The sequence below is a fragment of the Lactobacillus sp. ESL0260 genome (genome assembly GCF_003692935.1).
GTDB classification, from domain to species: Bacteria; Bacillota; Bacilli; order Lactobacillales; family Lactobacillaceae; genus Lactobacillus; species Lactobacillus melliventris.
In genome coordinates, this window is sequence record NZ_REHO01000010.1 from 133,464 (window position 1) to 158,753 (window position 25,290).

21 protein-coding genes are annotated in these 25,290 nt (G+C 36.9%); 19 read left to right on the forward strand and 2 right to left on the reverse strand.

What is annotated here, in order from left to right; all coding sequences use genetic code 11:
* Window positions 1-79: 79 nt before the first annotated feature.
* The 6 genes from F5ESL0260_RS04390 (at window position 80) to yihA (ending at window position 7,518) form a co-directional block, all read left to right on the forward strand.
* On the forward strand, window positions 80-1,864 hold the full coding sequence (locus F5ESL0260_RS04390; RefSeq protein ID WP_122026012.1) for a ribonuclease J: 1,785 nt from the start codon (window positions 80-82) through the stop codon (window positions 1,862-1,864).
* Entirely contained in the window at window positions 1,865-2,698 is an 834-nt protein-coding gene (locus F5ESL0260_RS04395) for a tetratricopeptide repeat protein (protein ID WP_122026013.1), read from the forward strand. It abuts the gene before it with no gap.
* Window positions 2,699-2,883: 185 nt separating this feature from the next.
* The gene (gene tuf / locus F5ESL0260_RS04400) at window positions 2,884-4,074 is read left to right on the forward strand and encodes an elongation factor Tu (protein ID WP_045928030.1); all 1,191 of its coding nucleotides are present in this window, start codon (window positions 2,884-2,886) and stop codon (window positions 4,072-4,074) included.
* Window positions 4,075-4,217: 143 nt separating this feature from the next.
* Complete coding sequence (gene tig, locus F5ESL0260_RS04405; protein WP_122026014.1) at window positions 4,218-5,543, forward strand: trigger factor; 1,326 nt, start codon at window positions 4,218-4,220, stop codon at window positions 5,541-5,543.
* A gap of 123 nt (window positions 5,544-5,666) precedes the next feature.
* Complete coding sequence (gene clpX / locus F5ESL0260_RS04410; RefSeq protein WP_122026015.1) at window positions 5,667-6,944, forward strand: ATP-dependent Clp protease ATP-binding subunit ClpX; 1,278 nt, start codon at window positions 5,667-5,669, stop codon at window positions 6,942-6,944.
* Window positions 6,934-7,518, forward strand: a complete 585-nt coding sequence (yihA, locus tag F5ESL0260_RS04415) for a ribosome biogenesis GTP-binding protein YihA/YsxC (protein WP_046324780.1) — start codon at window positions 6,934-6,936, stop codon at window positions 7,516-7,518. Before clpX ends, yihA begins: the two co-directional genes overlap by 11 nt.
* A gap of 39 nt (window positions 7,519-7,557) precedes the next feature.
* On the opposite strand, the gene F5ESL0260_RS09570 is transcribed toward yihA, so the two are convergent.
* Complete coding sequence (locus F5ESL0260_RS09570) at window positions 7,558-7,683, reverse strand: SPJ_0845 family protein (protein ID WP_255410400.1); 126 nt, start codon at window positions 7,681-7,683, stop codon at window positions 7,558-7,560.
* A 214-nt stretch (window positions 7,684-7,897) separates the two neighbouring features.
* Here F5ESL0260_RS09570 and uvrC point away from each other — a divergent pair, with 214 nt between their 5' ends.
* The 8 genes from uvrC to F5ESL0260_RS04455 all read left to right on the forward strand — a co-directional run bounded on the left by uvrC (window position 7,898) and on the right by F5ESL0260_RS04455 (window position 16,924).
* Window positions 7,898-9,700, forward strand: coding sequence for an excinuclease ABC subunit UvrC (gene uvrC / locus F5ESL0260_RS04420; RefSeq protein ID WP_122026016.1), 1,803 nt, complete (start codon window positions 7,898-7,900; stop codon window positions 9,698-9,700).
* A 66-nt stretch (window positions 9,701-9,766) separates the two neighbouring features.
* Window positions 9,767-11,071: a GTPase ObgE gene (obgE, locus tag F5ESL0260_RS04425; protein WP_122026017.1), complete on the forward strand. Its 1,305-nt coding sequence runs from the start codon at window positions 9,767-9,769 to the stop codon at window positions 11,069-11,071.
* A 23-nt stretch (window positions 11,072-11,094) separates the two neighbouring features.
* On the forward strand, window positions 11,095-13,014 hold the full coding sequence (locus tag F5ESL0260_RS04430; RefSeq protein WP_122026018.1) for an acyltransferase family protein: 1,920 nt from the start codon (window positions 11,095-11,097) through the stop codon (window positions 13,012-13,014).
* A gap of 11 nt (window positions 13,015-13,025) precedes the next feature.
* Window positions 13,026-13,967 (forward strand): ribonuclease Z, encoded by a 942-nt coding sequence (gene rnz / locus F5ESL0260_RS04435; RefSeq protein WP_046324784.1) that lies wholly within the window; start codon window positions 13,026-13,028, stop codon window positions 13,965-13,967.
* Complete coding sequence (locus F5ESL0260_RS04440; RefSeq protein ID WP_122026019.1) at window positions 13,960-14,754, forward strand: SDR family oxidoreductase; 795 nt, start codon at window positions 13,960-13,962, stop codon at window positions 14,752-14,754. Before rnz ends, F5ESL0260_RS04440 begins: the two co-directional genes overlap by 8 nt.
* An 8-nt stretch (window positions 14,755-14,762) precedes the next feature.
* Window positions 14,763-14,984 (forward strand): lipopolysaccharide assembly protein LapA domain-containing protein, encoded by a 222-nt coding sequence (locus F5ESL0260_RS04445; protein WP_122026020.1) that lies wholly within the window; start codon window positions 14,763-14,765, stop codon window positions 14,982-14,984.
* A gap of 109 nt (window positions 14,985-15,093) precedes the next feature.
* Window positions 15,094-15,285 (forward strand): 50S ribosomal protein L32, encoded by a 192-nt coding sequence (rpmF, locus tag F5ESL0260_RS04450; protein WP_122026021.1) that lies wholly within the window; start codon window positions 15,094-15,096, stop codon window positions 15,283-15,285.
* Window positions 15,286-15,376: 91 nt separating this feature from the next.
* Complete coding sequence (locus tag F5ESL0260_RS04455; protein ID WP_122026022.1) at window positions 15,377-16,924, forward strand: bifunctional UDP-sugar hydrolase/5'-nucleotidase; 1,548 nt, start codon at window positions 15,377-15,379, stop codon at window positions 16,922-16,924.
* Window positions 16,925-16,962: 38 nt separating this feature from the next.
* Here F5ESL0260_RS04455 and F5ESL0260_RS04460 read toward each other — a convergent pair whose 3' ends face one another.
* The gene (locus F5ESL0260_RS04460) at window positions 16,963-17,169 is read right to left on the reverse strand and encodes a YjzD family protein (RefSeq protein ID WP_046324788.1); all 207 of its coding nucleotides are present in this window, start codon (window positions 17,167-17,169) and stop codon (window positions 16,963-16,965) included.
* 107 nt (window positions 17,170-17,276) lie between these two features.
* Here F5ESL0260_RS04460 and F5ESL0260_RS04465 point away from each other — a divergent pair, with 107 nt between their 5' ends.
* The 5 genes from F5ESL0260_RS04465 to xerD all read left to right on the forward strand — a co-directional run bounded on the left by F5ESL0260_RS04465 (window position 17,277) and on the right by xerD (window position 25,285).
* Window positions 17,277-20,417 (forward strand): DNA polymerase III subunit alpha, encoded by a 3,141-nt coding sequence (locus tag F5ESL0260_RS04465; protein WP_122026023.1) that lies wholly within the window; start codon window positions 17,277-17,279, stop codon window positions 20,415-20,417.
* Between the two features lie 163 nt (window positions 20,418-20,580).
* Window positions 20,581-21,540 carry a 6-phosphofructokinase gene (gene pfkA, locus F5ESL0260_RS04470; RefSeq protein ID WP_110446052.1) on the forward strand — a complete coding sequence of 320 codons (960 nt, stop codon included), beginning with the start codon at window positions 20,581-20,583 and terminating at the stop codon, window positions 21,538-21,540.
* A gap of 29 nt (window positions 21,541-21,569) precedes the next feature.
* Window positions 21,570-23,339: a pyruvate kinase gene (gene pyk, locus F5ESL0260_RS04475; protein ID WP_110446053.1), complete on the forward strand. Its 1,770-nt coding sequence runs from the start codon at window positions 21,570-21,572 to the stop codon at window positions 23,337-23,339.
* Between the two features lie 166 nt (window positions 23,340-23,505).
* Window positions 23,506-24,393 carry a S1 RNA-binding domain-containing protein gene (locus F5ESL0260_RS04480; protein ID WP_122026024.1) on the forward strand — a complete coding sequence of 296 codons (888 nt, stop codon included), beginning with the start codon at window positions 23,506-23,508 and terminating at the stop codon, window positions 24,391-24,393.
* Window positions 24,386-25,285, forward strand: coding sequence for a site-specific tyrosine recombinase XerD (xerD, locus tag F5ESL0260_RS04485; RefSeq protein WP_122026025.1), 900 nt, complete (start codon window positions 24,386-24,388; stop codon window positions 25,283-25,285). Before F5ESL0260_RS04480 ends, xerD begins: the two co-directional genes overlap by 8 nt.
* Window positions 25,286-25,290 lie beyond the last annotated feature (5 nt).

Consider the following 25,290-nt stretch of genomic DNA (forward strand, 5'->3'; position numbering starts at 1 on the left):
TAAAAAAAGATACTTTTTACGTTGTGATCATCTGATCCATAAATAACAACTGAATAGCAATTAAAGAAAAGGAAATATAATGACTGATCAAGTTAAAATTATGATTCTGAGCGGTGTTCGTGAGCAAGGAAAAGACATGTTCGCTGTTCAAGTTAATGATGAAATTTTTGTTCTTGATGCTGGCCTTAAATATCCCGACAGTACATTGTTTGGAATAGATCTGGTTATTCCAGATCTGGATTTTTTCGAGCAATATGGTGATCAGGTAGTCGGCATCTTTTTGACACATGGACATGCAGATTCAATTGGGGCACTACCTTATATTCTACGAAAATATGACATTCCAGTTTTTGGCTCCCAATTAACAATTGAATTGGCTAAGATAACAGTAAGACGTGAGAATAAACGGTGTAAAAACAGTCTCTTTCACGTGATTGATGCGGAAACAGAGATTGAATTTAAAAACGCCAATATTTCTTTTTTCCCAACTACGCATTCCATCCCTGATTCTCTTGGTATTGACGTGCATACTCCAGCCGGAGAGGTGGTTTACACAGGTGATTTTAAATTTGACCCTTCCGCTGCTCCTAAATACCGGACTGATCTAGATCGATTAGCTGAAATTGGTCAAAAAAAGGTATTGGCTTTATTAAGTGATTCTTCAAATGCAGAGGCATCTTTACCAAATGTTGCTGAACAGGACATTGGAGATTATGTTACAAATGTTTTTCGTAATGCAAATGGTCGGGTAATTGTTGCTGCAAAAGCCTCGAATTTGATTAGAATTCAAGAAGTTTTAAACGCTGCCTATCAAACGGGTAGGCATGTTTTACTAACAGGTAGAGATTTAGCTAAAATCGTTCGTACTGCAATGAATCTGGGTTATTTGAATGTCCCTAAAGGTTTACTAATGAGGGTTAAAAATTTAAAAGAAACTCCAGATGAAAAGACAGTTATTTTGGAAACCGGTCAAATGGGTGAGCCCTTAAATTCATTGCAAAAAATGGCTAAGAACCGTCACAGCATGATCACAATTCATAAGGGAGACCTAGTCTTTATTGCGACGACACCTTCTCATTCTGTGGAAACGGTTGTGGCACAAACCAGTGATCTGGTTTATCGTGCTGGTGGGACCGTTATTCAATTAGGTAAGGCAAAGCATACCAGTGGACACGCGACAGGCCGTGATTTGCAACTACTTATTGATATTTTGAAACCGCAATTTTTAATTCCCGTTATTGGTGAATATCGACTGCTTGAAGTACACAAGGACTTAGCTATTAGGGCAGGAATGGATAAAGATAATATTTTTATTACCAAGAATGGAGATTGCTTAAACTACGATTTCAATCAAAAGCGCCTTTATTTAACAGATCCGGTCCCAGGTGAGGATACAATGATTGACGGTTCTGGTATCGGGGATGTTGGTAATATTGTTTTACGAGACAGAGAAGTATTATCAGATGACGGTATTTTCATTGCTGTAGTCACAATTGATCGCCGTAAGAAAAAGATTATTGCTCAACCACAAGTTACCAGCAGAGGCTTTGTTTACATTAAGGCCAATCAGCAACTGATGCGTGACAGCATTGAATTGATTAAAAAAACTATCACTAATAACTTTGAACATAAAAAATTTGATTGGACTGAAATTAAGCAGGATGTTCGTAATGATTTGGAAAAGTTTCTCTATCGCAAAACGAATAGACGCCCAGTAGTTTTACCAGTAGTAATGGAGGTTAACCAAAACCGCCATCGTGCTATGCAAAAGAGAAACAACAAGAGCGAGTTGCCCAATAAAGAAACCCATCATCCTGTTGATGTCAATAAAACCGGTCAAAGAATTATCAAGAAAGATAAATAAATGACCTCATTAAGTCAAAAAAATCTGCTTAGTTTAGCCAAAAAATCCGCAGCAAAAGGAGATTTTGCTCAAGCAATACAAAATCTTGAAGAGGCATTAAGAATTGGACCAAGTAATGAAGTCGTACTTTGTCTTTGCGAGCTTTATCTCAAGGATAAACAAAATTATTCAGCTTATGAGTTAATTAAAGAAGAAAAAGACTTGTTTACTAATCCTAAAATTTTTCGTGAATACAGTAGAATTCTGAAAATGAATCACTTTTCTATTGAAGCATTAGAGGTAAAAAATATTACTGCCTACGAGTTACCGGATTTAGTTGAACCTGTTAGTAAGACAAAGCAGCAGCAAATAATGGTTACTTTCAAGCAAAAAAGCAAGCCGACAAAATTTGATTACGAACAATTATTTAAGTTAGATTTACCAAATTTTAAAAATTATGCTCAGAGTTTGCTGCTGGATCCCAGTTTAAACTTTGCAATTCGGCTGGTTTTAATTGAAGATTTGTTTCGCCTGGGCCTTCAAGAAACATTTAGGGTTTTGGTATTGGGGCAGGAAGAGCAATTTATTCCTCAAAAAATAAATTTACTCGAAAAAGATGCGATATATCGGGAAGTTGTATCAGGCATCGGCTCTCGGTATTATCATAAACCGAGCCAGCTTCCTGCAGTTTTAGGCGAAGTAAATTTGATTTTAGGCAGTCTTTATCCTAAACTATATAAGTATGTTGATAATCCCGACAGTTTTGCCAGTGACATTGCTTCTTATATTGAAAATCATGATGGCCGAAGCAATCAAAAACTGTTTGAGAAAATCGATAATAATATATCCGAATAAAATTGGATAAAATGTCTTTACTTTTTCAAAGTATTTAGTATAATAGCAAAGGACGTTTTCATTAGGCATGGCTCTATGCATTAAAATACTAGGCATTTGCCTATGAAAGTAGTACAATATTCAACAGAGAACTATCCGTTACTTACTCAACGGACTTCTTGCAAATTTACAGGAGGGTCATTTTAATGGCAGAAAAAGAACATTACGTTAGAACAAAGCCACACGTAAACATTGGTACTATCGGTCACGTTGACCATGGTAAGACCACTTTAACAGCGGCTATTACTAAAGTTTTATCAGAAAAGGGCTTGGCTAAGGCAGAAGATTATTCAGAAATCGATGCAGCTCCAGAAGAAAAGGAACGTGGTATTACTATTAATACCGCTCACGTAGAGTACGAAACTGAAAATCGTCACTACGCCCACATGGATGCCCCAGGTCACGCCGATTACATCAAGAACATGATTACTGGTGCCGCACAAATGGATGGAGCCATTTTAGTTGTTGCCGCAACTGATGGTCCTATGCCACAAACTCGTGAACACATTTTACTTGCTCGTCAAGTTGGTGTTAACTACATTGTTGTTTTCTTAAACAAGACTGACTTAGTTGACGACCCAGAATTAATTGACTTGGTTGAAATGGAAGTTCGTGACTTGTTGACTGAATACGATTATCCTGGTGATGACATTCCAGTTATCCGTGGTTCAGCATTGAAAGCTTTACAAGGTGACAAGGAACAAGAAGAAGTTATCATGAAGTTGATGGACACAGTTGATGAATACATTCCAACTCCTGAACGTCAAACTGATAAGCCATTCTTGATGCCAGTTGAAGATGTCTTCACTATTACTGGTCGTGGTACTGTTGCTTCTGGTCGTATCGATCGTGGTACAGTTAAGATTGGTGATGAAGTTGAGATTGTCGGTTTGGTAGATAAAGTTCTTAAATCAGTTGTAACTGGTTTGGAAATGTTCCACAAGACTTTGGACTTAGGTGAAGCTGGAGACAACGTTGGTGTATTGCTTCGTGGTATTGACCGTGACCAAGTTGTTCGTGGACAAGTTTTGGCTGCACCTGGCTCAATTCAAACTCACCACGAGTTTAAAGGCCAAGTTTACGTTTTGAAGAAAGAGGAAGGCGGACGTCATACCCCATTCTTCTCAGATTACCGTCCACAATTCTATTTCCACACTACAGATATTACTGGAGAAATTGAATTACCAGAAGGTACTGAAATGGTTATGCCTGGCGATAACACAGAATTTACTGTTAAATTAATTAAACCAGCAGCCATTGAAAAGGGTACTAAATTCACTATCCGTGAAGGTGGTCGTACTGTTGGTGCTGGTCAAGTTACTGAAATTCTTGACTAGTTCGTTAAAAACAGTTTAAAAAGATGTACTTCTTCATAGAAGTACATCTTTTTTTGCCTAAGTTTGTTTTTTGCGAGCGTTTAATGTAAGATAATTTAGTATGTAACGATGCAATTTAACTTGACATTGGAGGTATTTAATTAATGTCTGTAAAATGGAATAAAACCGATAAAACTACCGGTGAACTTACTTTTGATATTCCCCAAGCTGATGTAAAGCGTGGGCTAGATCAAGCCTTTAAAAGGGTAAAGGGTAGCCTGCGTGTTCCCGGCTTTAGAAAGGGACATGTTTCTCGTGTGATCTTTGATCAATATTACGGTGAGGAATCTTTATATGAAAATGCATTGAACATTGTGCTGCCAAATGCTTATTCTGCAGCGGTTAAAGAAGCTGGTATTGCTGCTGTAGGTCAACCCCAAATTTTGCCGGTTTCAATGGAAAAAGGTCAAGATTGGCAAATGAAAGCCACTGTTACTATTGAGCCAGAAGTAAAATTGGGTGAATACAAGGGAGTTGAAGTTCCAAAACAAAACACTCGTGTATATGCTAAAGATGTTGATGCCAAATTAAAAGAAGAGCGTGAAAAGAACGCTGAATTAGTATTGAAGAAGAGCGCAGCTGCTAACGGAGATACTGTTACTATTGATTATAAGGGAACAGTTGATGGTAAGGCATTTGAAGGCGGCTCAGCTGATGATTATTCACTTAGTTTAGGTTCAAATACTTTTATACCAGGCTTTGAAGATCAATTGGTTGGTCATAAGGCCGGTGACGAAGTTGATGTTGTTGTCACATTTCCTGAAGACTATGGTGCAAAAGACTTAGCTGGTAAAGAAGCTCATTTTGCTACTAAGATTCATGAAGTTAAAACTAAGCAATTGCCTAAGCTAGATGACGAATTTGCTAAAGATGTAGACGATTCAGTTGATACTCTTGATGATTTAAAAGAAAAAATCAAGAAGGACTTAAAGTCGCAAAAAGAAGAGGCTGCAAGAGACGAAATCGAACAAGCTGCCATTGAAGGTGCAGTTGCCAATGCTACTATTGATAAGATTCCAGATGCGATGATTCAAGAAGATATCGATACACAAATGAATCAGTATTTAGGCAATATGCAGCGCCAAGGCATCAGTCCGGAAACATATTACAAGATAACTAATACGACAGAAGCACAGCTGCGTTCACAATTCAGTAAAGATGCTGAAGAAAGGGTTAAAACCAACCTTGTCCTTGAAGCTATTGTCAAGAAAGAAGATATTAAAGCTTCACAAGAAGAAATTGACAAGGAAATTAAGAACCTGGCAGCCGAATACAACATGGATGAAAAAACTGTGCGCAATACTTTGACTGATGATATGCTTTCACATGATATCAATGTTCGTAAGGCTATTAAAATTGTTGCTGACAGCGCAAAGCAAGTTGCTAAATCCAAAACAAAAAAAGATGAAAAAAAGTCTGACGAAAAATAGGATTTTAATATCTAAGTAAAAAGGTGGTGTCAAACTGCCTTTTTATTTTTCTCCGAGCAAATAATTCATATACACAGCGCAATTTATGCTAATCTAGGACTTGTAGATATTAGGAGGATAAGAATGGCATCACAATTTACTGATCAAGAGGAAATTAGATGTTCCTTTTGTGACAAAACACAAGATCAAGTTAAAAAGATGATTGCGGGTAACGGGGTTTATATTTGTAACGAATGTGTTGATCTGTCTAAAAGAATAATTGATGATGAATTAAAATCTGATTCTTTGAAAAAAGCACAAGATTTACCGAAACCAATGGAAATCAAAAAGCAGCTAGATCAGTATGTTATTGGCCAAGAACGTGCCAAAAAGATTCTTTCAGTAGCTGTTTATAATCATTATAAACGGATTACTCAAATGGATGTTGACTCTGCAACAGAATTACAAAAATCGAATATTGCCTTAATAGGACCAACTGGTTCTGGCAAAACTTATTTGGCACAAACATTGGCGCGGATTTTGGACGTGCCTTTTGCGATTGCTGATGCAACCACTTTAACAGAAGCTGGTTATGTCGGTGAAGATGTCGAGAATATTTTGCTAAAGCTATTGCAAAATGCAGATTACGATATTGAACGTGCAGAAAAAGGAATCGTTTATATTGATGAAATTGATAAAATTTCCAAAAAATCTGAGAATGTTTCTATTACAAGAGACGTTTCAGGTGAAGGCGTTCAACAGTCATTACTGAAGATTTTGGAAGGAACTGTTGCTTCTGTTCCCCCTCAGGGCGGTCGTAAGCATCCCCAACAAGAATTAATTCAGATAAATACCACTAATATTTTATTTATTGTTGGTGGAGCTTTTGACGGTATTGAGCAAATCGTTAAAAGTCGTCTGGGCAATAAAATAATCGGCTTCAGTGCTGAAAATGAATTAAACAAAGTTCAAGATGATTCCTGGATGAAACACCTGACAACAGGAGATCTCGTCAAATTTGGTTTGATTCCAGAATTTATTGGACGAATTCCGATTATCGCAACACTTGATAAACTTGACAGAAACGATCTGGTAAGAATTTTAACCGAACCAAAGAATGCTTTAGTAAAGCAATATAAAAAATTGCTGTCACTTGATCAAGTTAACTTGGAGTTTACACCGAGTGCTTTGAACGCTATTGCGGATTTAGCAATTGATCGCAATATGGGCGCCCGTGGTTTAAGGACCATTATAGAAAATGCAATGATGGGTATTATGTATCAAACACCGAGTGAACCTGATATTGAGAGCGTTAAAGTTACAAAAGAAGTGATAGAAGATAGTGCTGAACCGGTAGTAACTCGTCGCTTAGATGATGAACAAGACGACGGAGAAGAAATTAAGGCAGCCAATGATCATTAAAAATAGCTCGTATGCGATTAGTGCAGTGCGTGAAGACCAGTATCCAACAGATAATTTGCCTGAAATCGCGCTTTCCGGTCGTTCAAATGTAGGTAAATCCAGCTTAATAAATACACTGCTGAGTCGCAAAAACTTAGCAAGAACATCAGCACAGCCTGGGAAAACTCAAACACTAAATTTTTATTTGGTAAACCAAGAGTTTTACTTAGTTGATGTACCCGGTTATGGTTATGCTAAAGTTTCGCAAAAAAAGCGACAGCAGTTTGGAACTATGATTCAGGATTACCTTGAAACGCGAGCAAACTTGCAAGGGCTAATTATCTTAATGGACTCACGGCATGAACCTACCAAAAATGATGTGGCCATGTATAATTATGCACTTTATCTCAATTTACCTATTTTGATAATCTGTACCAAAATTGATAAGGTCAAGAAAAATCAGCAAAATCAAGTTATTAATACTTTAAAACAAAAGATAAACTTAAATTATGACAATGTAAGTGTAATTACTTTTAGTTCTGTCCAAAAGTTGCATGTAAAAGAAGTATGGCAATGGATAGAAGAAAATCTGTAAATTTGTAAGAAAAAAATGGTTCTCGTAGCAGAACCATTTTTATTTATTACTATCTTCTACTTTCTGATTGTTTTTAGCTATTTTCTTCTTTTTATTTTCAGGAATAGTAGCGAATTTATCAAATAATTTTTCTAATTCATCTTGTTTTTTAAAAGTTAAACCCATAATAATTTTCCTTTCTGTTTTTATTATATTAAAAATAGAATTAACAAGCTAGAAAAATATGCGTTAATCAACTTGAAATAATTAAATTTATGTAAAGTAATCCATAATGAATTAGTTCTTTATCTTTTACTTGATCTTTTTTGTTAAGCAAAAGCAAATTTCAATTTACAAATTGTATGTTAAAATATGATAGCGAATTTGGGGGAGTGATTTTTTGGCAACTCAGTTAATTGAAAACAAATTAAAACTTTTGCCGGCTAAACCAGGCTGTTACTTAATGAAAGACGTTAACGGTAAGGTAATATATGTCGGTAAGTCGAAAAATCTTAAAAGCCGAGTACGTTCATATTTTAAGAGTACCCAAGTTGGCAGACGAGCAGAACTGGTTGAAAATATTCGCGATTATGACATTATCACTGTTTCAACCGATAAAGAGGCTTTTCTGCTTGAAGTAACTTTAATTAAAAAATACCAACCGTATTATAATGTGCAGTTAAAGCAAGGTACTGGCTATCCCTATATTGAGATTACTAACGAGCGGGATCCCCAGACCAAATTAACTAGTATTATTAGAAAAGACGGAGGCTATTATTTCGGACCGTATCCAAATGTCTATGCTGCTCAAGCGACTCTTAAGTTTATTCAAAAAGTTTTCCCTTTAAGGCGCTGTCATGGTAAACAGGGCAGGCCTTGTCTGTATTATCATATGGGACAATGTTTAGGCGCATGTTTTAAAACAGTACCAAAGTCTGTTTATGAAGCACAAATAAAAAAGATCAAAAGCTTTTTAAACGGAGATATTGGCTGGGTTAAAAAAGATCTTAATCAAAAAATGGCTGTTGCATCTAAAAAGCTTGAATTTGAGCGTGCTGCCGAAATTCGTGATCAACTTAATTACATTGAAGAAACAGTTGAAAAGCAGAAAATTATTTCTCATGATAATACTCAACGTGATATTTTCAATTTCTACGTTGATAAATCATGGATAGCTATTCAAATTTTCTTTTTAAGGCAGGCAAAATTGCTTAGAAGTGAAACCAGAATGTACCCTTTGACTGATACTAATGACCCCGAGGATACATTTTCCTCATTTATTGTTCAGTTTTACGGGCAAAGAAACAGAATAGTGCCTAAGGAAGTTTTAGTACCTGCTAAGATTGATAATGAAGCTTTAAGTGAAGTTTTGCATGTACCGGTGAGGACGCCTAAGAGAGGGCAGAAACGGTCTTTATTAAACATGGCCAAGGACAATGCCAAACTTAAATTAGACGAAAAGTTTCGTCTCTTAGAGCTGGGCAATAGAAAAACTAAAGGAGCACAAAAAGAAATTTTTGATTCTTTAGGGCTGCCATATGGACATGTGATTGAAAGCTTTGACCATTCGCATATTCAGGGAGCCGACCCCGTTTCTGCTTTAGTTGTCTTTAAAGACGGTGAACCTGATAAAAATTCCTATCGTAAATATAAACTAAAGGGTGAAGTAGAACACCAAAATGGTGGTGATGAAGTGCGTAATACTCGTGAAGTGGTGCGCAGAAGATACAGCAGACTACTTAAAGAACATAAACCCATGCCAGATTTAATTTTGATGGATGGCGGTCAGATCCAAGTAGATGCTTGTGAGGATATTTTACGCAATGAATTAAACCTTAATATTCCAGTTGCCGGTATGGTAAAGGATAATAAGCACAGAACTAATCATTTACTTTATGGTGATCCTATTAACGGCATACCACTAAAACTAATTCCTTTAGATCCTAAATCTCAAGGTTTTTATTTAATGACCAGAATTCAAGATGAAGTACACAGATTTGCAATTACTTTTCACCGAAGAACACATGCTAAAAATGCATTGTCCAGTAAACTAGATGCGATCAAAGGAATAGGTCCAAAAAGTAGAAATAAGCTTTTAAGACAATTTGGCTCTCTAAAGAAGATTAAGGAAGCTTCTATTGACGAGTTACGTTCTGCTGGTTTAACTTTGCCTCAGGCGCAAACAGTTAAGTTAACCTTATAACAAGTGATATTAAACATAATAGTGTGGTATAGTAATGTAGTTAAGAAAGACGGAAGGAGATTCTATATGCCTACATTTGTCGATCAAACTAAGATTGAAGTCCAAGCTGGTAAAGGCGGAGACGGCATGGTCGCTTTCCGCCATGAAAAATATGTCCCGAATGGTGGCCCTGCCGGCGGCGATGGTGGCCGCGGCGGAAGCATTATTTTTGTTGCCGATAGTGGCCTTAGAACATTAATGGATTTTCGCTATCGCCGTAAGTTTAAAGCAGAAAATGGTGAAAATGGTCGTATTAAGTCCCAATATGGTCGCGGAGCTAAGGACTTATACTTAAAAGTGCCAATTGGAACGACTGTTTATGATTTCAACACTAATGAAGAAATTGGTGATTTAACTAAGAATAAACAAGAATTAGTTGTAGCCCGCGGTGGCCGTGGTGGTCGCGGCAACATTCACTTTGCAACGAGTGTCAATACTGCGCCCGAAATTGCAGAGAATGGGGAACCGGGAGAAGACCGTGTTTTACGCCTGGAATTGAAAGTTTTGGCTGATGTCGGACTGGTGGGCTTTCCCTCAGTTGGTAAGTCAACATTATTATCAGTCGTAACTAAGGCTAAGCCGAAGATTGCAGCGTATGCTTTTACCACCCTAACACCAAATTTGGGTATGGTAATTTTACCTGATGGCCGAGATTTTTCAATGGCTGATTTACCCGGCTTAATTGCAGGAGCCAGTCAGGGAGTCGGGCTCGGTTTACAGTTTTTGCGTCATATTGAGAGAACAAAAGTAATTTTGCACTTAGTAAGTATGGATCCTAACAACGGGCGAGATGCAATCAAAGACTACCAGACTGTTAGGCAAGAACTACTTGAATATGATCAAAGTCTTAAAAACAGGCGCGAGATTATCGTAGCTACTCAGATGGATCTTCCGGGTTCTGCTGAAAAGTTGCAGCAATTTAAACACGGCTTAGAAGAGCAACAAATTAAAAAACCTGTATATGCTGTTTCCAGTGTGACACATCAAGGCATTGATCAGTTAATGCAGGATACAGCATCCTTAATTGAACAGGTAGAAAAAGAGCAGCAGAAGCAAGAACTACAACCTCAGCGAGTTGTAAAAGAATATAAGTATCAACCTCAGCAAAAGAACACTTTTACAGTCACAAAACTGGAAGACCATGTTTATGAAATTAAAGGTGAGAGTCTGGAAAGATTAGTAGCTCGAACCAATCTCGATTACCAGGATGGTGTCATGAGATTAGCTCGAAAACTTAAAAATCTCGGAGTAGATGACGCTCTGCGTAAAAAAGGAGCCGTTGACGGCGATGATGTAATCATTGGCTCATTCAATTTTGAATTTGTCCAATAAAAAATAGAAAAGTTTTGAAAAATATGACAAAAAATCGATACATTACAGGATATTCTGGACTTAGGGCTTTAGCGGTAATCGGTGTAATACTTTATCACCTTGACCCTAATACTTTTGCAGGCGGCTATCTTGGTGTACCGATTTTTTTCGTACTATCAGGATATTTAGTTACGTGTCAGATGCTTAAGTCATATGAAAAAAGTGGCTTTTACGATACTAAAAAATTTTACTTGAGCCGATTAAAAAAAATTTATCCGCCATTGATTGCGGTATTATGGCTGTCTGCGGCATATATAATTCTTTTTCAGCGCAACTTATTGGCCAAGTTAAGTCAAATAGTTGTGACTAATTTACTCAATATTTATAATTTTTGGCAGATTTTAAACGGACAAAGTTATTTTGAACGTTTTGCAGCTAATGAATCACCTTTTGTTCATTTATGGACAATGTCCATTAACGGTCAGTTTTACATATTATGGCCGCTAATTATTTTTTTATTAGTGAAGTACGGTAAAAAGAGAAAAAACATTTTTAAAATTATTTTGTTTTTCACTTTACTTTCTGCACTTGAAATGACGGTATTGTATAACACTGGTGCCGACATCAATCGCATATATTATGGCACCGACACTAGATTTTTTTCTTTGGGTTTAGGTGCAGCTTTGGCTGTTATTTGGCCCATGGATAAATTAAAAACTACTATAAAGCATAATGATGCAATTATTTTGGATATCATTGGTATGATTTGTCTCGTTGGTATAATCGCTTTGCTGTTTAATCCGTTAATGGCTGCTGAAAAGCCCTTTACATATTGCGGGGGAATGCTTTTGTTTACGCTGCTCGTAACTGTACTTGTCGGTATAATTGCTCATCCGGCAAGTCGCTGGAACAGGTGGTTGACTAATCCAATTTTTAACTGGATTGGATCTCGAAGCTATGAAATTTATCTTTACCAATTTCCCGTAATGATATTCTTTGAAGATAAAGTTTTTGACATGGCCGATCACGTGCAACTTTACCATCTAATTGAGCTTGTTCTAATCATTTTTTTAAGTGAAGCTGCGTACAGGCTGGTAGAAAAGCCTTGTGGAAAAATTTCAGGGCAAAAAGTTAAAAAATACTGGCAACAAATTTGGGATAAAAACACTAAAAATTATCTAATGAAAGCAAAAGCGGTACTGGCAGGTTTAATTTTTCTTACAGGGAGTACTGCAATTTTGATTTCACCAGCAGTTAAAGCGCAAAACTTTAATCAAAGTCAATTAGCGCGCAGAATTAGAGCTAATCGCAAACAACAAAAAAGAGATAATAATGAGTTAATAGCACAATATAAAAAAATTAGGCCTAAAGAGCAAAAAAAAGCTAAACTATTAAAAGAAGCTGAGCGAGCTGCAAAAAAGCATCCCGTTAATAAGTCTTTTACAAAATTTGGTATTTCACAGACGGAGTTACAGTTGGCACGAAAGGTAGAATTAACTGCAATTGGTGATTCTGTCATGGCGGGGTCGAGTGCAGACTTAAATCGTCTGCTGCCTAAAGCTGTGATTGATGCCGCAATTTCCCGGCAGCTAAATGTTTCCTTTGGCTTATTAAAACAATATCAAAATAAAAAAGTTTTAAGTAAAAATGTCTTAATCGGCTTAGGAACTAATGGCCCTTTCAAAATGTCCGATATAGATGATTTAATGAAACAATTGGGAAATAAAAGACAAGTGTTTTGGATTAATACCTATGTGCCGGCTAAACCCTGGCAAAATGAGGTTAACGGCTTATTAGCCAAAGCTGCCAAAAAGTATCATAATTTTGTAGTAATTAATTGGCACGCTTATGCAGAAAAGCATCCTGACTGGTTTTATGAAGATAGAACACACCCTACGCCATTAGGATCGAAGCATTATAGCGTCTTAATTGTTAAAAAAATAGTTGAAAAAGCTAAGTATTAGATAGGAATAAGATGGAGTTACAATTTTTAGGAACTGGAGCAGGACAACCTTCAAAGAAACGTAATGTATCAAGTATTGCTTTGAAAATGCTTGATGAGATCAATGAAATTTGGTTATTTGATGTGGGAGAAGCAACACAACACCAAATTTTACGAACCAATATTAGGTTGCGTAAAGTCACCAAAATATTTATTTCCCACAATCATGGTGATCATATTTTTGGGCTACCGGGATTACTGGCAACGAGATCTTTTCAAGGTGACGTGGGACCAATTACCATTTATGGTCCTGCTGGATTAGAACAATTTGTACGGACAGCTTTAAAAATTTCTCGTACAAAAATTAGTTATCCGATCAAATTTGTCGTTTTGGACGAAGGTGGGTTAATCTATCAAGGAAAAGGTTTTAGAGTTTATACCGAAAAATTAGCCCACCGAATACCTAGTTTTGGCTATCGTGTAGTTGAAGATGATAAACCGGGAGAACTTTTAATGGATAAATTAGCGCAATATAATGTACCTAATGGTCCGTTACTTGGTAAACTTAAAAATGGGGAAGAAATAACTCTAGAAAATGGTACTATATTAGATGGTAAGAACTTTTTGGGACCTGATAAAAAGGGCAGAATAGTTACTATTATCTATGATACGCGCTCAACTCCCGCAATAGCCCAGTTGGCACAAAATGCGGATGTGTTGGTACATGAATCAACCTTTGCGGGTAATGAAACTAATTTAGCTCATTCATACTATCATTCCACAGCCGTTGAAGCCGCAAAGATTGCACGTGATAATAATGTTAAATATTTATATTTAAATCATATTTCTGCCAGGTATTTGGGCGCTAAGGCTAAAAAATTGGAAAATCAGGCACAAAAAGTTTTTTCAAACACTAAATTAGCTAACGATTTTGATCGGATTGTAATTCCTATGAAAGGGGAAAAAAATGAGTGATTCTCTTAGAAATAAAGTAGTGGTTATTACTGGCGCTTCCAGTGGAATAGGTCACTCTATTGCGCTCGAAAGTGCTGGTAGAGGCGCAACGGTAATTCTGATTGCCAGAAATAAAGCTAAACTGGAAAAAGTGGCTTCTGAAGCCCATGAATTGTCGGGAGCTGCTTCTTATACAATAGCAACTGACATGAGTCAAAGCGACCAAATTGACGCTGCTTTTACTGAAATTATTAAATTAACTAAGCATATTGATTATTTAGTCAATTGTGCTGGTTTTGGCAAATTTGAAAACTTTGTGGAATCAGATCGGCGCGAAGTCACTGCGATGTTTCAAGTTAACGTTTTAGGATTAATGTATTTTAGTCGTCTAGTGGGCCGCCTAATGATGGAACAAAAATCAGGTCAAATCATCAATATTGGTTCAATTGCCGGCAAAATTCCTACTGTGAAATCTGCAGCCTACAGCGCCTCAAAAGCTGCGGTTATTCAGTTCTCAAATGTATTGCGTTTGGAGCTAAAACCATTTGGTGTTAAAGTGATGACGGTTAATCCTGGCCCTGTTTACACCAATTTCTTCAATATTGCAGATACCAGCGGCCATTATGCCGACAACGTGCAAAAATTTATGCTGGATCCCGATGATGTTGCCTGGCAAGTAGTTCATTTCTTCGGCAGTAATAAACGGGAACTGAATTTACCTGTCAGTCTGGCTGTTTTGGCGAAATTATATAACTTGTTTCCGAAGATTGGTGACAAGCTGTCCCTTAAGTTTGCTTCCAGAAAGTAGTGCGGATTATGAAAAGTAAAACTAGTCAGATTAAACTTATTTTTACATTAATTTTAACGTTATTGGCAGTGGTATTCGTTGTTCTGAATACTAACAATGTGGCTATTAATTTTGGTTTGTTCAAACTTAAATTACCCTTGATCATTATTTTAGTAATAATGATCATAATTGGAGTTTTGATTGGTTACTTCTGGGGCTCCTATGGTCATAATCAAGACAAGAATAACTAATATAGCTTGATTTATTTGGGATACAATAGTATCATTAACAAGCGTGAAGTATTTTGGGCGCTTAAAAGCAGCCTAAAATCGTAATTCTACAAAAAAGGAGATCAGTTAAATGGCAGTTCCTAAAAGACATACTTCTAAGCAAAAGAAACGTTCACGTCGTGGTCATATTAAGTTAACTGTGCCAGCAATGCACTATGATGCAACTACTGGTGAATATCGCTTAAGCCACCGCGTTTCACCTAAAGGATATTACAAGGGTCGTCAAGTTGTTAGTCAAGCTAACTCAAATGACAATCAATAATTAAGAGGCACCAAGAAGCGGTGTCTTTTTTTGTGCCAAAAGATACTGCTTTTTACTTGCTTAGTTTGATTAGAAAGATTAAAAAGACGAAATGAAATTAGTAATTTTACATTCCAGCGATATTCATGGCTTTATTATGCCTACTGACTATCAAAACCAGAATGATTATTCAGCTCCTTTCGGACTTAGCCGGCTAAAAAGCGTAATAGAAGAGCAAAAAAGAAAATATGGACCTGAAAACGTGATAATTACAGATGCAGGTGACAGCCTGCAGGGTTCACCTTTAGCAACTTATGTCCACGAAAGCAAAAATAACTCTACATTAAAAAAGTTTGCGGAGTGTTATAACCTAATTAACTATGATGCGCGTTGTTTGGGTAATCATGATTTTAATTTTGGCTTGAATTATTTAAAACAGTATCTCTCATATAGCAGAGCGCCATTTGTAAACAGTAATATTTTGGCCAGAAAAACTGGTCGACCAGCTTTTGGTCAAGATTATATCATTATTAATAAAAATGGTATAAAAGTGGGGATTATCGGAATTGCTACGCAGAGAATACCTTTTTGGGAACCAGCAGAACATGTTGCAAACTTGGAATTTAAGTCTGCTTTAGCACAGGTTAAGCAGTTAATACCCTTTTTAAGGCCAAAAGTTAATGTTTTAGCTGTCCTTTATCATGGCGGCTTCGAGGCTGATATTGAATCAGGAATTAACACCGAACCAGCTACAGGAGAAAATGAGGGCTATCGTCTTTTACAAGAAATTCCTGAAATAGATCTAATGTTAACTGGGCATCAGCATCGCAAACTGAACGCAGTGATAAATAAAACTGCGATTGTCCAGCCGGGTTATCGCGGAGAAACTGTTGGTAAGATAGTGCTGGAGATTGACAAGCATAGTAAGAAGATTAAAGCTATGTCAACTGAATTAATTGATGTAAGTGATTATAAGCCCGCTGCCGCAATTAATTCAGTCTGCCTATCTTTAGACAAAAAGACGCAAAAATGGCTTGATCAGCCAATCGCTCATTTAGATATTCCTGCACATATAGCTAATGCTAAGCAGGCAAGAATTGAGGGTTCACCTTTTATCAATTTGCTGCAAAATATGCAGCTTTATTTTACCCATGCTGATATTTCAGCAACTGCATTAATGAGTGAAACTGCTAAGGGCTTTGGCAAAAATGTTTCAATGCGCGACATCTTGTTAAATTATCCCTTTGCTAATCAGTTATGTGTTGTTAAAGTAACCGGTAAGGAATTACACCATATTGTTGAATACTCACTTAAATTTTTAACTAAAGACCAAAAAGGCAATGTTAGCTTTGCTCCTCAATATCGCAGTCAACTTTTTAATTTTGATTTGTTTTACCCGCTTGTTTATGAAGCTGATATTCAAAAACCGGTAGGTGGACGTTTGACAAAGTTGGAGTTACACGGACAAGCAATTTTAGCCCACAAGACATATCGCTTGGCTGTTAATAACTATCGTGCTATGGGTGGGGGATTTTATCCAGAATACAATATTAGTAAGATTGAGCAAATTGGTGATAAAGATTATATAGAAATGTTTCAGGAATACTTAACTAAAGGTCGACCTACGAGCGAAGTAACACATAACTATCATTTTAAATAAAGAAAAAAGTCATTAGCGAGTATGCTAATGACTTTTGTTTACTTAAGTTTTGAATATTTGCTCTTGTCTTTATGAGAATGTGCTGTAATTGTAGGAATAATTGCTGCAAATAGCAAGCCGAAGATCAAACCTACAATAGCAGCCTCGCCAAAATTAAAAACATGTTGGGTTAACGGAGCGGCAATAAAGCCTACAATTAGCATGTAAACGACGCTCCAGCAAATAGTTACAATATATCGACCCATAGCGTTTCCTTCTTTCATACCCTTGAATTCTAACAAATATTATGCAGGTTTTCAATCCAAAAGATAGCTTTTTGGTATACTAAATTATATGGAGGGTGACCCGAAAAATGAAATACGCTGCATTACAGAATCTTAGCTCTTTTACACTTTTAGAAAGTCCAGTAAAAATTTATGATTTGGTTACTACTGCCAAAAAATTAGGCTATGAAGCTATTGGATTGACCGACGTGAATGTCACGTACGGTCTGGTTAGCTTTTTTGAGGTAGCCCAAAAAGTTGGTATTAAACCTCTTTTAGGGATGCAATTAAGATTAAACGGCTTAATTGACAGTGCTCACCAATATGATCTAATAGCATTGGCAAAATCTGATGAGGGCTACCGTAACATTTTGCGTTTATCAAGTAGAATTAACCTTTTGACGGATAATGGCAATAAGCAAAAAATCTTAACTTTAGCAGATTTGACTAAGGATTTGCATGAACTAGTTTTGATAATACCTGCAAATTCTCACAGTGAGTTGTTGAACCTGCAAATACAAAATGACAATTTAGGGACAGATTTTTTACGTCAATTAATCAGTTTAGTACCTAAGTCTAGTTCTCTTTATATTGGTGTTTATGGCAACGAAAAGCAAAAAAGATACATTCAATATGTTAAAACTTTGTCAAAGCAATTTGAACTACCATTAGTTTGCGTTGAAGATACTTGTTACTTAAAACCGCGTGATCAATTTTTACGAAAAACTTTACAGGCCATTAAAAGAGGAGAAGTGTTACAAGATACTGCTGAACTGGCAAAACAGTCAGGCTCACATTATTTACCAGCCATTCAGGAATTAAGTAAGCGCTACCATGAATTAGGCTTGGACGACGCATTAAGTAATACCGGAAAGATAGCCTCCTTATGTAATGCAAAAGTTGTTTTTCAAACGCCTGTCTTACCGAAATATAAGCAAAAAAAATTTACAAGCTCAAAGGATTACCTAAGATATTTAGTCGAGAATGGCTTAAAGAGTCGTTTTAAGCAGCGCCAAGTTCCTGCAGGTTATCAAAAGCAGCTCAACTATGAGTTGCAGGTAATCGATCAAATGGGCTTTAACGACTATTTTTTGATTGTTTGGGATGTTGTAAACTATTGCCATCGAAGTGATATTGTAATGGGTCCTGGAAGAGGATCAGCATGTGGATCTTTAGTTTCATATGCACTGTACATCACAGAGGTTGATCCACTTAAATATCATTTGCTTTTTGAGCGTTTTCTTAATCCAGCTCGCCACGAAATGCCTGATATTGATTTAGATATTCCAGACAATCGCCGCGATGATGTCATTAAATATATGTTTACCAAATATGGTATGGATCACGCGGCTCAAATTCTTACTTTTGGCACATTAGCCGCCAAACAGGTTTTGCGTGATACCGGACGGGTTTTTGGCCTGCAGGAAATGCAATTGAGTGAATGGTCAAAAAGCGTGCCTTTTGCAAAAGGTAAAATTAGTCTTGCTCAAGCCTATAAGGAATCTAAAAAAATGCAAATGCTGGTAAATGCTAGTGATACCAACAAACTGCTTTTTGAAACTGCCAGTGGCTTAGAAGGGTTACCGCGACACTACTCAATTCATGCTGCTGGTTTAGTTGTCAGTGATAATTCTATTGCAGCCATTGCAGGCTTACAGGCGGGCCAACTGGGGATACCGCTAACGCAGCAAACTAAGAAATACGTGGAAGCTCTGGGTTTGTTAAAGATCGACTTTTTAGGGTTAAGAAATTTGACTATCCTTGGAGATACAGCAAAAATGATTCGTGATCAAGGTAAAAAAATCGCTTTTAATCAGATTCCTTTGGATGATCCGCCAACTTTAAATATTTTTCAAAAAGGCGAAACAGAACTCGTTTTTCAATTTGAATCTGCTGGGATTCGTAATGTGCTTCGCGAACTGCACCCAGATAATTTTGAAGACCTAGTAGCAGTCAATGCACTTTATCGTCCGGGTCCAATGCAGAATATTAACACTTTTATTGCTCGCAAAAAGGGTAAACAAAAAGTTACTTATCCTGATCCCAGTTTAGAGACAATCTTGGCTCCAACATATGGAATTTTAGTCTACCAGGAGCAGGTTATGCAGACTGCGCAGGTTTTAGCAGGCTTTTCTTTAGGCGAAGCTGATATTTTACGCAGGGCAATGTCAAAAAAAGATCAAAAAGTTATTGAACAGGAAAAAGCTAAATTTATCTCTGGTGCTGTAAAAAAGGGTCATAGCACTCAAGTTGCCACTCGGGTATATGACTATATTGAACAATTTGCTAATTATGGCTTTAACCGCTCGCATGCTGTGGCATATACTATGATCGCTTTTTGGCTGGCTTATTTACAGGTTCATTATCCCGCTGAGTTTTATGCGGCTATGCTTAATTCCAATATCGGTAATCAAAATAAAGCAAGTGAATATATAATGCGAGCACAAGAAGATGGCGTTAAAATTTTGCCACCTGATATTAATAAAAGCTCTTTATGGTATCAGGTAATTGATGGTCAGATTTTAGTTGGTCTCAGAGCGATTAAGGGTGTCAGAATTGACTTTCTTAAAGAAATAATTGCTAAACGCCAGCCAAAACCATTTACATCTTTAGCAGGCTTTTTACGACAAATTGATACTAAATTTATTAATGCCAATAGTATTACAAATGTCATTGAAACTCTTATTAAAGCGGGCTGTTTTGATCGGATAAACAAAAATCGTAACGAATTATTGCAAAACTGCCCTGAAACTATTGAAAATGTTAAATTGACAGGAGAAAATTTAGCTTTATCGGAAGGGCTGGGAGGCATACCCGTCAAAGCTGCCCCTGAACCAAGTAAACAGGAAAAAGCAGTCATGGAGGTAGAGTCCTTGGGCTTTTCCACGTTAACATCACCTTTAATAACGGTAGAAAAATACGCGCAAAAGTTTAATGCTAAAGCACTAAGTGAATTTCAAATTCATGAAAGTGGCATAGCCGTAGGAAAATTAATGTCATTAAAGTTAGTCAGAACTAAAAAGGGGCAAACCATGGCTTTTGGCAATTTTGCCGATACGACTAGTAAGCAGGATATTGTAATTTTTCCTGGTGTTTATGATAAAATTCAATCGAATTTAAAGGAGGGTAACATTTATTTATTAGGCATTAGAGTTCAGAACAATCGTTTCGATTCGAGTAAAAAACAATATATTTTAACAAATTTAAAGGTTGTTAATTTACAAGAGTAGGGTTTTTGGTTAAGCGTTAACAAATAAGTATTGTTACCGCTAACATCAAAAAAGACTGTCAAATCAAGAATTTTAATCCTTTTTTGTGAGATTTTTTCGTGAAAGAATGTTAAAATTTAGTGGATGTGAGAAATTACACAATAAATCTTGATGAGGTGAATTCATGAAGCGAATTGGAATTTTAACGAGCGGTGGCGACGCTCCTGGCATGAATGCGGCTGTTAGGGCAGTAACTAAAACCGCTATTCATCATGGACTTGGTGTTGTTGGTATTCGTTATGGTTTTGCCGGGCTTGTAGCTGGTGACTTTGTAACCTTAACTGCTGAAAATATTGATCACATGATTAATGCAGGTGGTACTTTTCTCTACAGTGCCCGTTATCCGGAATTTGCACAAAAAGAAGTGCAAGAAAAGGGAGTAGAGCAATTAAAAAAGCATGACATCGATACTGTAATTGTTATTGGTGGTGATGGTTCATATCATGGTGCGCTGGCATTAACCCGTTTGGGAATTAATTCTATTGGGTTACCAGGTACCATCGATAATGATATTCCATACACTGAATATACAATTGGTCTTGATACCGCCTGCAATACGGCCATGCAAGCCATCGACAGAATTCGTGATACTGCCAGCAGTCATCACCGTGTTTTTGTTGTGAATGTGATGGGACGTGATTGTGGTGACATTGCTATGCGCGTTGGTTTAGCCAGCGGCGCCGATGCTATCGTCGTTCCAGAACGGCAATTTGATATTAAAGAAATTGCGGAGAGATTAAAACGTGGTTTCAAAGACGGCAAAGACAATGGTATTATCATTTTAGCTGAAGGTGTCATGAATGCTGCTGATTTTAGAACTGAGCTTTTAAAATACGGCGATTTCGATTGCAGAGCCAATATTATTGGTCATATGCAGCGTGGCGGATCACCTACAGTTTTGGATAGAATAAATGCTACAAAGATGGGCAATTATGCGGTTAAGTTACTTCTTGATGGTAAAGGCGGTTTAGCTGTCGGCATGGAGAATGGCCAACTGGAAACCCACGATATTCTGGATTTATTTGATGAAAAACATGCCAGCGAAGAGTCGTTAATTGATATTAATGAAGAAATGACTAAATAATTAGTCGATTTTGGGGAGATTTTTAAATAATGAAGAAAACTAAAATTGTTAGTACCTTAGGGCCAGCTTCAAATGATATTGAAACTATTACAGCTTTGGCTAAGTCAGGCGTAAATGTATTCCGTTTCAACTTTTCACATGGTGATCATGCTGAGCATCTGTCACGGATGAAAATGGTTCGTCAAGTCGAAAAAGAAACTGGCTTAGTACTTGGTATCGCATTAGACACCAAAGGTGCTGAGATTAGAACCACTGATCAAGAAGGTGGCAAGTTTACCATTAATACTGGAGACCAAATTCGTGTATCAATGGACGATTCCAAACCGGGTAACAAGGACATGATCCATGTTACTTACGAAGGTCTTTATGGTGATACCCACGTTGGTGGTCATGTTTTAATTGATGATGGTTTAGTTGACTTATTAATTAAAGAAAAAGACGAAGAAAAGAAAGAGCTAGTTTGTGAAGCTCAAAACACTGGTGTTATAGGTTCCAAAAAGGGTGTTAATGCACCTGGAGTTGAAATTCGCCTGCCAGGAATTACCGAAAAAGATGCTGATGACATCAAATTTGGTTTAGCTCATGGCATTAACTTTATTTTTGCTTCGTTTGCACGTAAGGCACAGGATATCCTTGATATCCGTAAGTTGTGTGAAGATGCAGGTTGTGATTATGTTAAGATTTATCCTAAGATTGAATCACAAGAAGGTATCGATAATGCAGATGAAATCTTGCAAGTTTCAGATGGTTTAATGGTTGCTCGTGGTGACATGGGGGTTGAAATTCCATTTATTGATGTGCCATTTGTTCAAAAAGATTTAATCAAGAGAGCAAATGCACTTGGTAAGCCAGTTATTACTGCTACCCAAATGCTTGACTCAATGCAAGAAAATCCTCGTCCAACTCGTGCTGAAGTATCAGATGTTGCCAATGCAGTTCTTGATGGTACTGATGCAACTATGCTTTCTGGTGAATCCGCCAACGGTTTGTACCCAGTTAAAGCTGTTTCTGCAATGGCTGAAATTGATGAAAGAACTGAACAAGAACTTCTTAAGCGTAATACTTTGGCTCTGCAAAGATTTGAAGAATACAAGGGTTCAAACGTTACTGAAGCTATTGGTGAATCTGTTGTGCGGACTGCCCAAGAATTAGGTGTTAAAACCATTATTACTGCAACTAATTCAGGCTATACTGCCAGAATGATTTCTAAATATCGTCCAAACGCCAATATTTTGGCCTTAACTTTTGACGAAAAGATCCAACACTCACTTGGCATTTCTTGGGGCGTTCAACCTTTACTTACTGACAAACCAGCTTCGACTGATGATATGTTTGAAGTAGCAGCTAATGTTGCCAAGGAACAAGGCTATGTTAAAGATGGTGATTTAGTAATCATTGTTGCTGGTGTTCCTGTTGGTGACTCCGGTACAACCAACTTAATGAAATTACAAATCATTGGTAGCAAATTGGCTCAAGGGCTGGGTGTTGGTAACGGCTCAGTTGTTGGTAAAACAGTTGTTGTTAATAGTGCTGAAGAAGCTATCAGCAAGGTTAAAGAGGGCGACATCATGGTTGCCAGAACTACTGATCCTGATTACATGCCAGCTATTAAGAAGGCTTCAGGTTTAGTTGTTGAAGCTTCTGGATTGACTTCACACGCTGCAGTTGTCGGTTTATCATTAGGAATCCCAGTTGTGGTCGGTGTTACTGGTGCTACTGAAAAGATTGGCAGTGGTATTACTATTACTGTTGATGCTCGTCGTGGTGCTATTTACCAAGGTGAAGTTTCAAATCTTTAATTAAAGTAAAATGTCAAAATAGCCAGTACTGGCTATTTTTGTTTGCTTTTGATCTGGGTAAATTAAATGAAAATCATTAGTTAATTTGGTTTGACTGATATCAATTTAAGCCATTAAAATGATATACTTGTTATCAGATCCAATATCTAGACTTAGGAGATTAATCATGCTAGGCACTATTGCAACTGGAAAAATAATAGATCAAAATGAAAATTCTTTTTTTGTTCAAGTCGAAGGTTTCACTTATGAATTGAAACGAAAGGAAATTACTCAGGAAGAAAAGCCAAAACTGGGAGATCAAATCAAAGGATTTCTGTACGATAATAAACAGCATAATCGCGAAATGACCCAGTTTCTACCCTTTGCTCAAGAAGATCAATATGCTTGGAGCAAAGTGACTGAAGTCAAGTATAACTTAGGTGTTTTTGTAGATATTGGTTTGCCAGATAAAGATATAGTGATTTCCTTGGATGATCTCCCTTATGACAAAGAACGCTGGCCTGAAGTTGGTGATCAACTGCTAGTTCATCTTGAAACTGATGAAAAAGATCGTATTTGGGCAAAAATGGCTGATGAAAATATTTTTGAACAACTTGCAGCTCATTTTCCAGACGGTATGAATAATAAAGATGTTTTTGGGACTGTTTATTCAGCCCGTGAAGTAGGAGCATTTGTAATTACTAAAGAATATTATTTGGGTTTTGTTCATCCGTCACAAATGGCTCGGCCACTACGTTTAGGTGAACAATTTAAGGGTAGAGTTGTTGGTGTTAGTCAGTATGGCCGCCTAAATTTGAGCAGTCTGCCGCGATCATTTGAAGAAATAGATGATGATGCGCAGATGATTTTGATGAGTTTGCGCAGAAAAAAAGATAAAACATTACCTTTTTATGATAAATCTGATGCAGAGGATATAAAAAGCTATTTTGGCATCTCAAAATCTGCTTTTAAACGAGCATTAGGACACTTGTTGAAGGGAAAATACATAGTGGAAGATAAAACTACTGGAACAATTTCATTAGTTAACGACCCCGAAGAAGACAAAAATGAATAATTTAACAGAACAAGTTGAGGACTATTTAAGATATAGTCAAATTGAGCGAGGACTAAGTGCTAATACAATTACTGCTTACAAGCAGGATTTAAGCTCTTTCATTAATTTTTTGCAAAAGGAAAATTTAAGTTCTTGGCCGACTAAAGCAATTGATATTGATGCTTTTTTGGCCGAGCAACGCGATCAAAAGAAAGCAACAAGTTCTATTAGTCGTTTAATTTCAAGTCTGCGGAAATTTTACCAGTGGCTGGTAAGACAAAATATTCAAAAATTGAATCCTATGCTTGAAATAGACTCACCCAAAAAACGTCGACCTTTACCAGTTGCTTTAACCACAGTTGAAGTTACTGACTTACTTAAGCAACCTGATATAAAAAAGAAACTGGGTTTACGAGACCGTGCTTTACTTGAAACGTTGTACGCAACGGGCATAAGGGTGAGCGAATTAATAAACCTTAAATTTACCGACTTGCATGAAGAATTGAAATTAGTCAAAGTTTTTGGTAAAGGGTCAAAAGAACGGTTGATTCCTATTAGTAAAGTTGCTTTGTCCTGGATTAATAGTTACAAAGAAAAAGTACGTGATCCACTCATATTAAAAGTGGGAAAAAATACGGATTTTATTTTTCTTAACAGCCGCGGAGGTTCTCTAACTCGACAAGCTGTTTGGCAAATTATCAAGCACTACTGCAAGCTGGCAGGTATTCAGAAAAATGTTACCCCTCATACTTTAAGACATACCTTTGCTACTCACTTACTTGAAAATGGGGCTGATTTGCGTGTGGTTCAAGAGATTTTAGGCCACTCAGATATTAGTACTACACAAATTTATACCAATTTGTCCCAAAAACATATCATACAAGTTTACGAGAAAACTCATCCTCGAATTTAAGGTGA

Coding starts and splice junctions, on each gene's coding strand:
- F5ESL0260_RS04390 (WP_122026012.1), top strand. CDS start 80: ATGACTGATCAAGTTAAAATTATGATTCTGAGCGGTGTTCGTGAGCAA.
- F5ESL0260_RS04395 (WP_122026013.1), top strand. CDS start 1,865: ATGACCTCATTAAGTCAAAAAAATCTGCTTAGTTTAGCCAAAAAATCC.
- tuf (WP_045928030.1), top strand. CDS start 2,884: ATGGCAGAAAAAGAACATTACGTTAGAACAAAGCCACACGTAAACATT.
- tig (WP_122026014.1), top strand. CDS start 4,218: ATGTCTGTAAAATGGAATAAAACCGATAAAACTACCGGTGAACTTACT.
- clpX (WP_122026015.1), top strand. CDS start 5,667: ATGGCATCACAATTTACTGATCAAGAGGAAATTAGATGTTCCTTTTGT.
- yihA (WP_046324780.1), top strand. CDS start 6,934: ATGATCATTAAAAATAGCTCGTATGCGATTAGTGCAGTGCGTGAAGAC.
- F5ESL0260_RS09570 (WP_255410400.1), bottom strand. CDS start 7,683: ATGGGTTTAACTTTTAAAAAACAAGATGAATTAGAAAAATTATTTGAT.
- obgE (WP_122026017.1), top strand. CDS start 9,767: ATGCCTACATTTGTCGATCAAACTAAGATTGAAGTCCAAGCTGGTAAA.
- F5ESL0260_RS04430 (WP_122026018.1), top strand. CDS start 11,095: ATGACAAAAAATCGATACATTACAGGATATTCTGGACTTAGGGCTTTA.
- rnz (WP_046324784.1), top strand. CDS start 13,026: ATGGAGTTACAATTTTTAGGAACTGGAGCAGGACAACCTTCAAAGAAA.
- F5ESL0260_RS04440 (WP_122026019.1), top strand. CDS start 13,960: ATGAGTGATTCTCTTAGAAATAAAGTAGTGGTTATTACTGGCGCTTCC.
- F5ESL0260_RS04445 (WP_122026020.1), top strand. CDS start 14,763: ATGAAAAGTAAAACTAGTCAGATTAAACTTATTTTTACATTAATTTTA.
- rpmF (WP_122026021.1), top strand. CDS start 15,094: ATGGCAGTTCCTAAAAGACATACTTCTAAGCAAAAGAAACGTTCACGT.
- F5ESL0260_RS04455 (WP_122026022.1), top strand. CDS start 15,377: ATGAAATTAGTAATTTTACATTCCAGCGATATTCATGGCTTTATTATG.
- F5ESL0260_RS04460 (WP_046324788.1), bottom strand. CDS start 17,169: ATGGGTCGATATATTGTAACTATTTGCTGGAGCGTCGTTTACATGCTA.
- F5ESL0260_RS04465 (WP_122026023.1), top strand. CDS start 17,277: ATGAAATACGCTGCATTACAGAATCTTAGCTCTTTTACACTTTTAGAA.
- pfkA (WP_110446052.1), top strand. CDS start 20,581: ATGAAGCGAATTGGAATTTTAACGAGCGGTGGCGACGCTCCTGGCATG.
- pyk (WP_110446053.1), top strand. CDS start 21,570: ATGAAGAAAACTAAAATTGTTAGTACCTTAGGGCCAGCTTCAAATGAT.
- F5ESL0260_RS04480 (WP_122026024.1), top strand. CDS start 23,506: ATGCTAGGCACTATTGCAACTGGAAAAATAATAGATCAAAATGAAAAT.
- xerD (WP_122026025.1), top strand. CDS start 24,386: ATGAATAATTTAACAGAACAAGTTGAGGACTATTTAAGATATAGTCAA.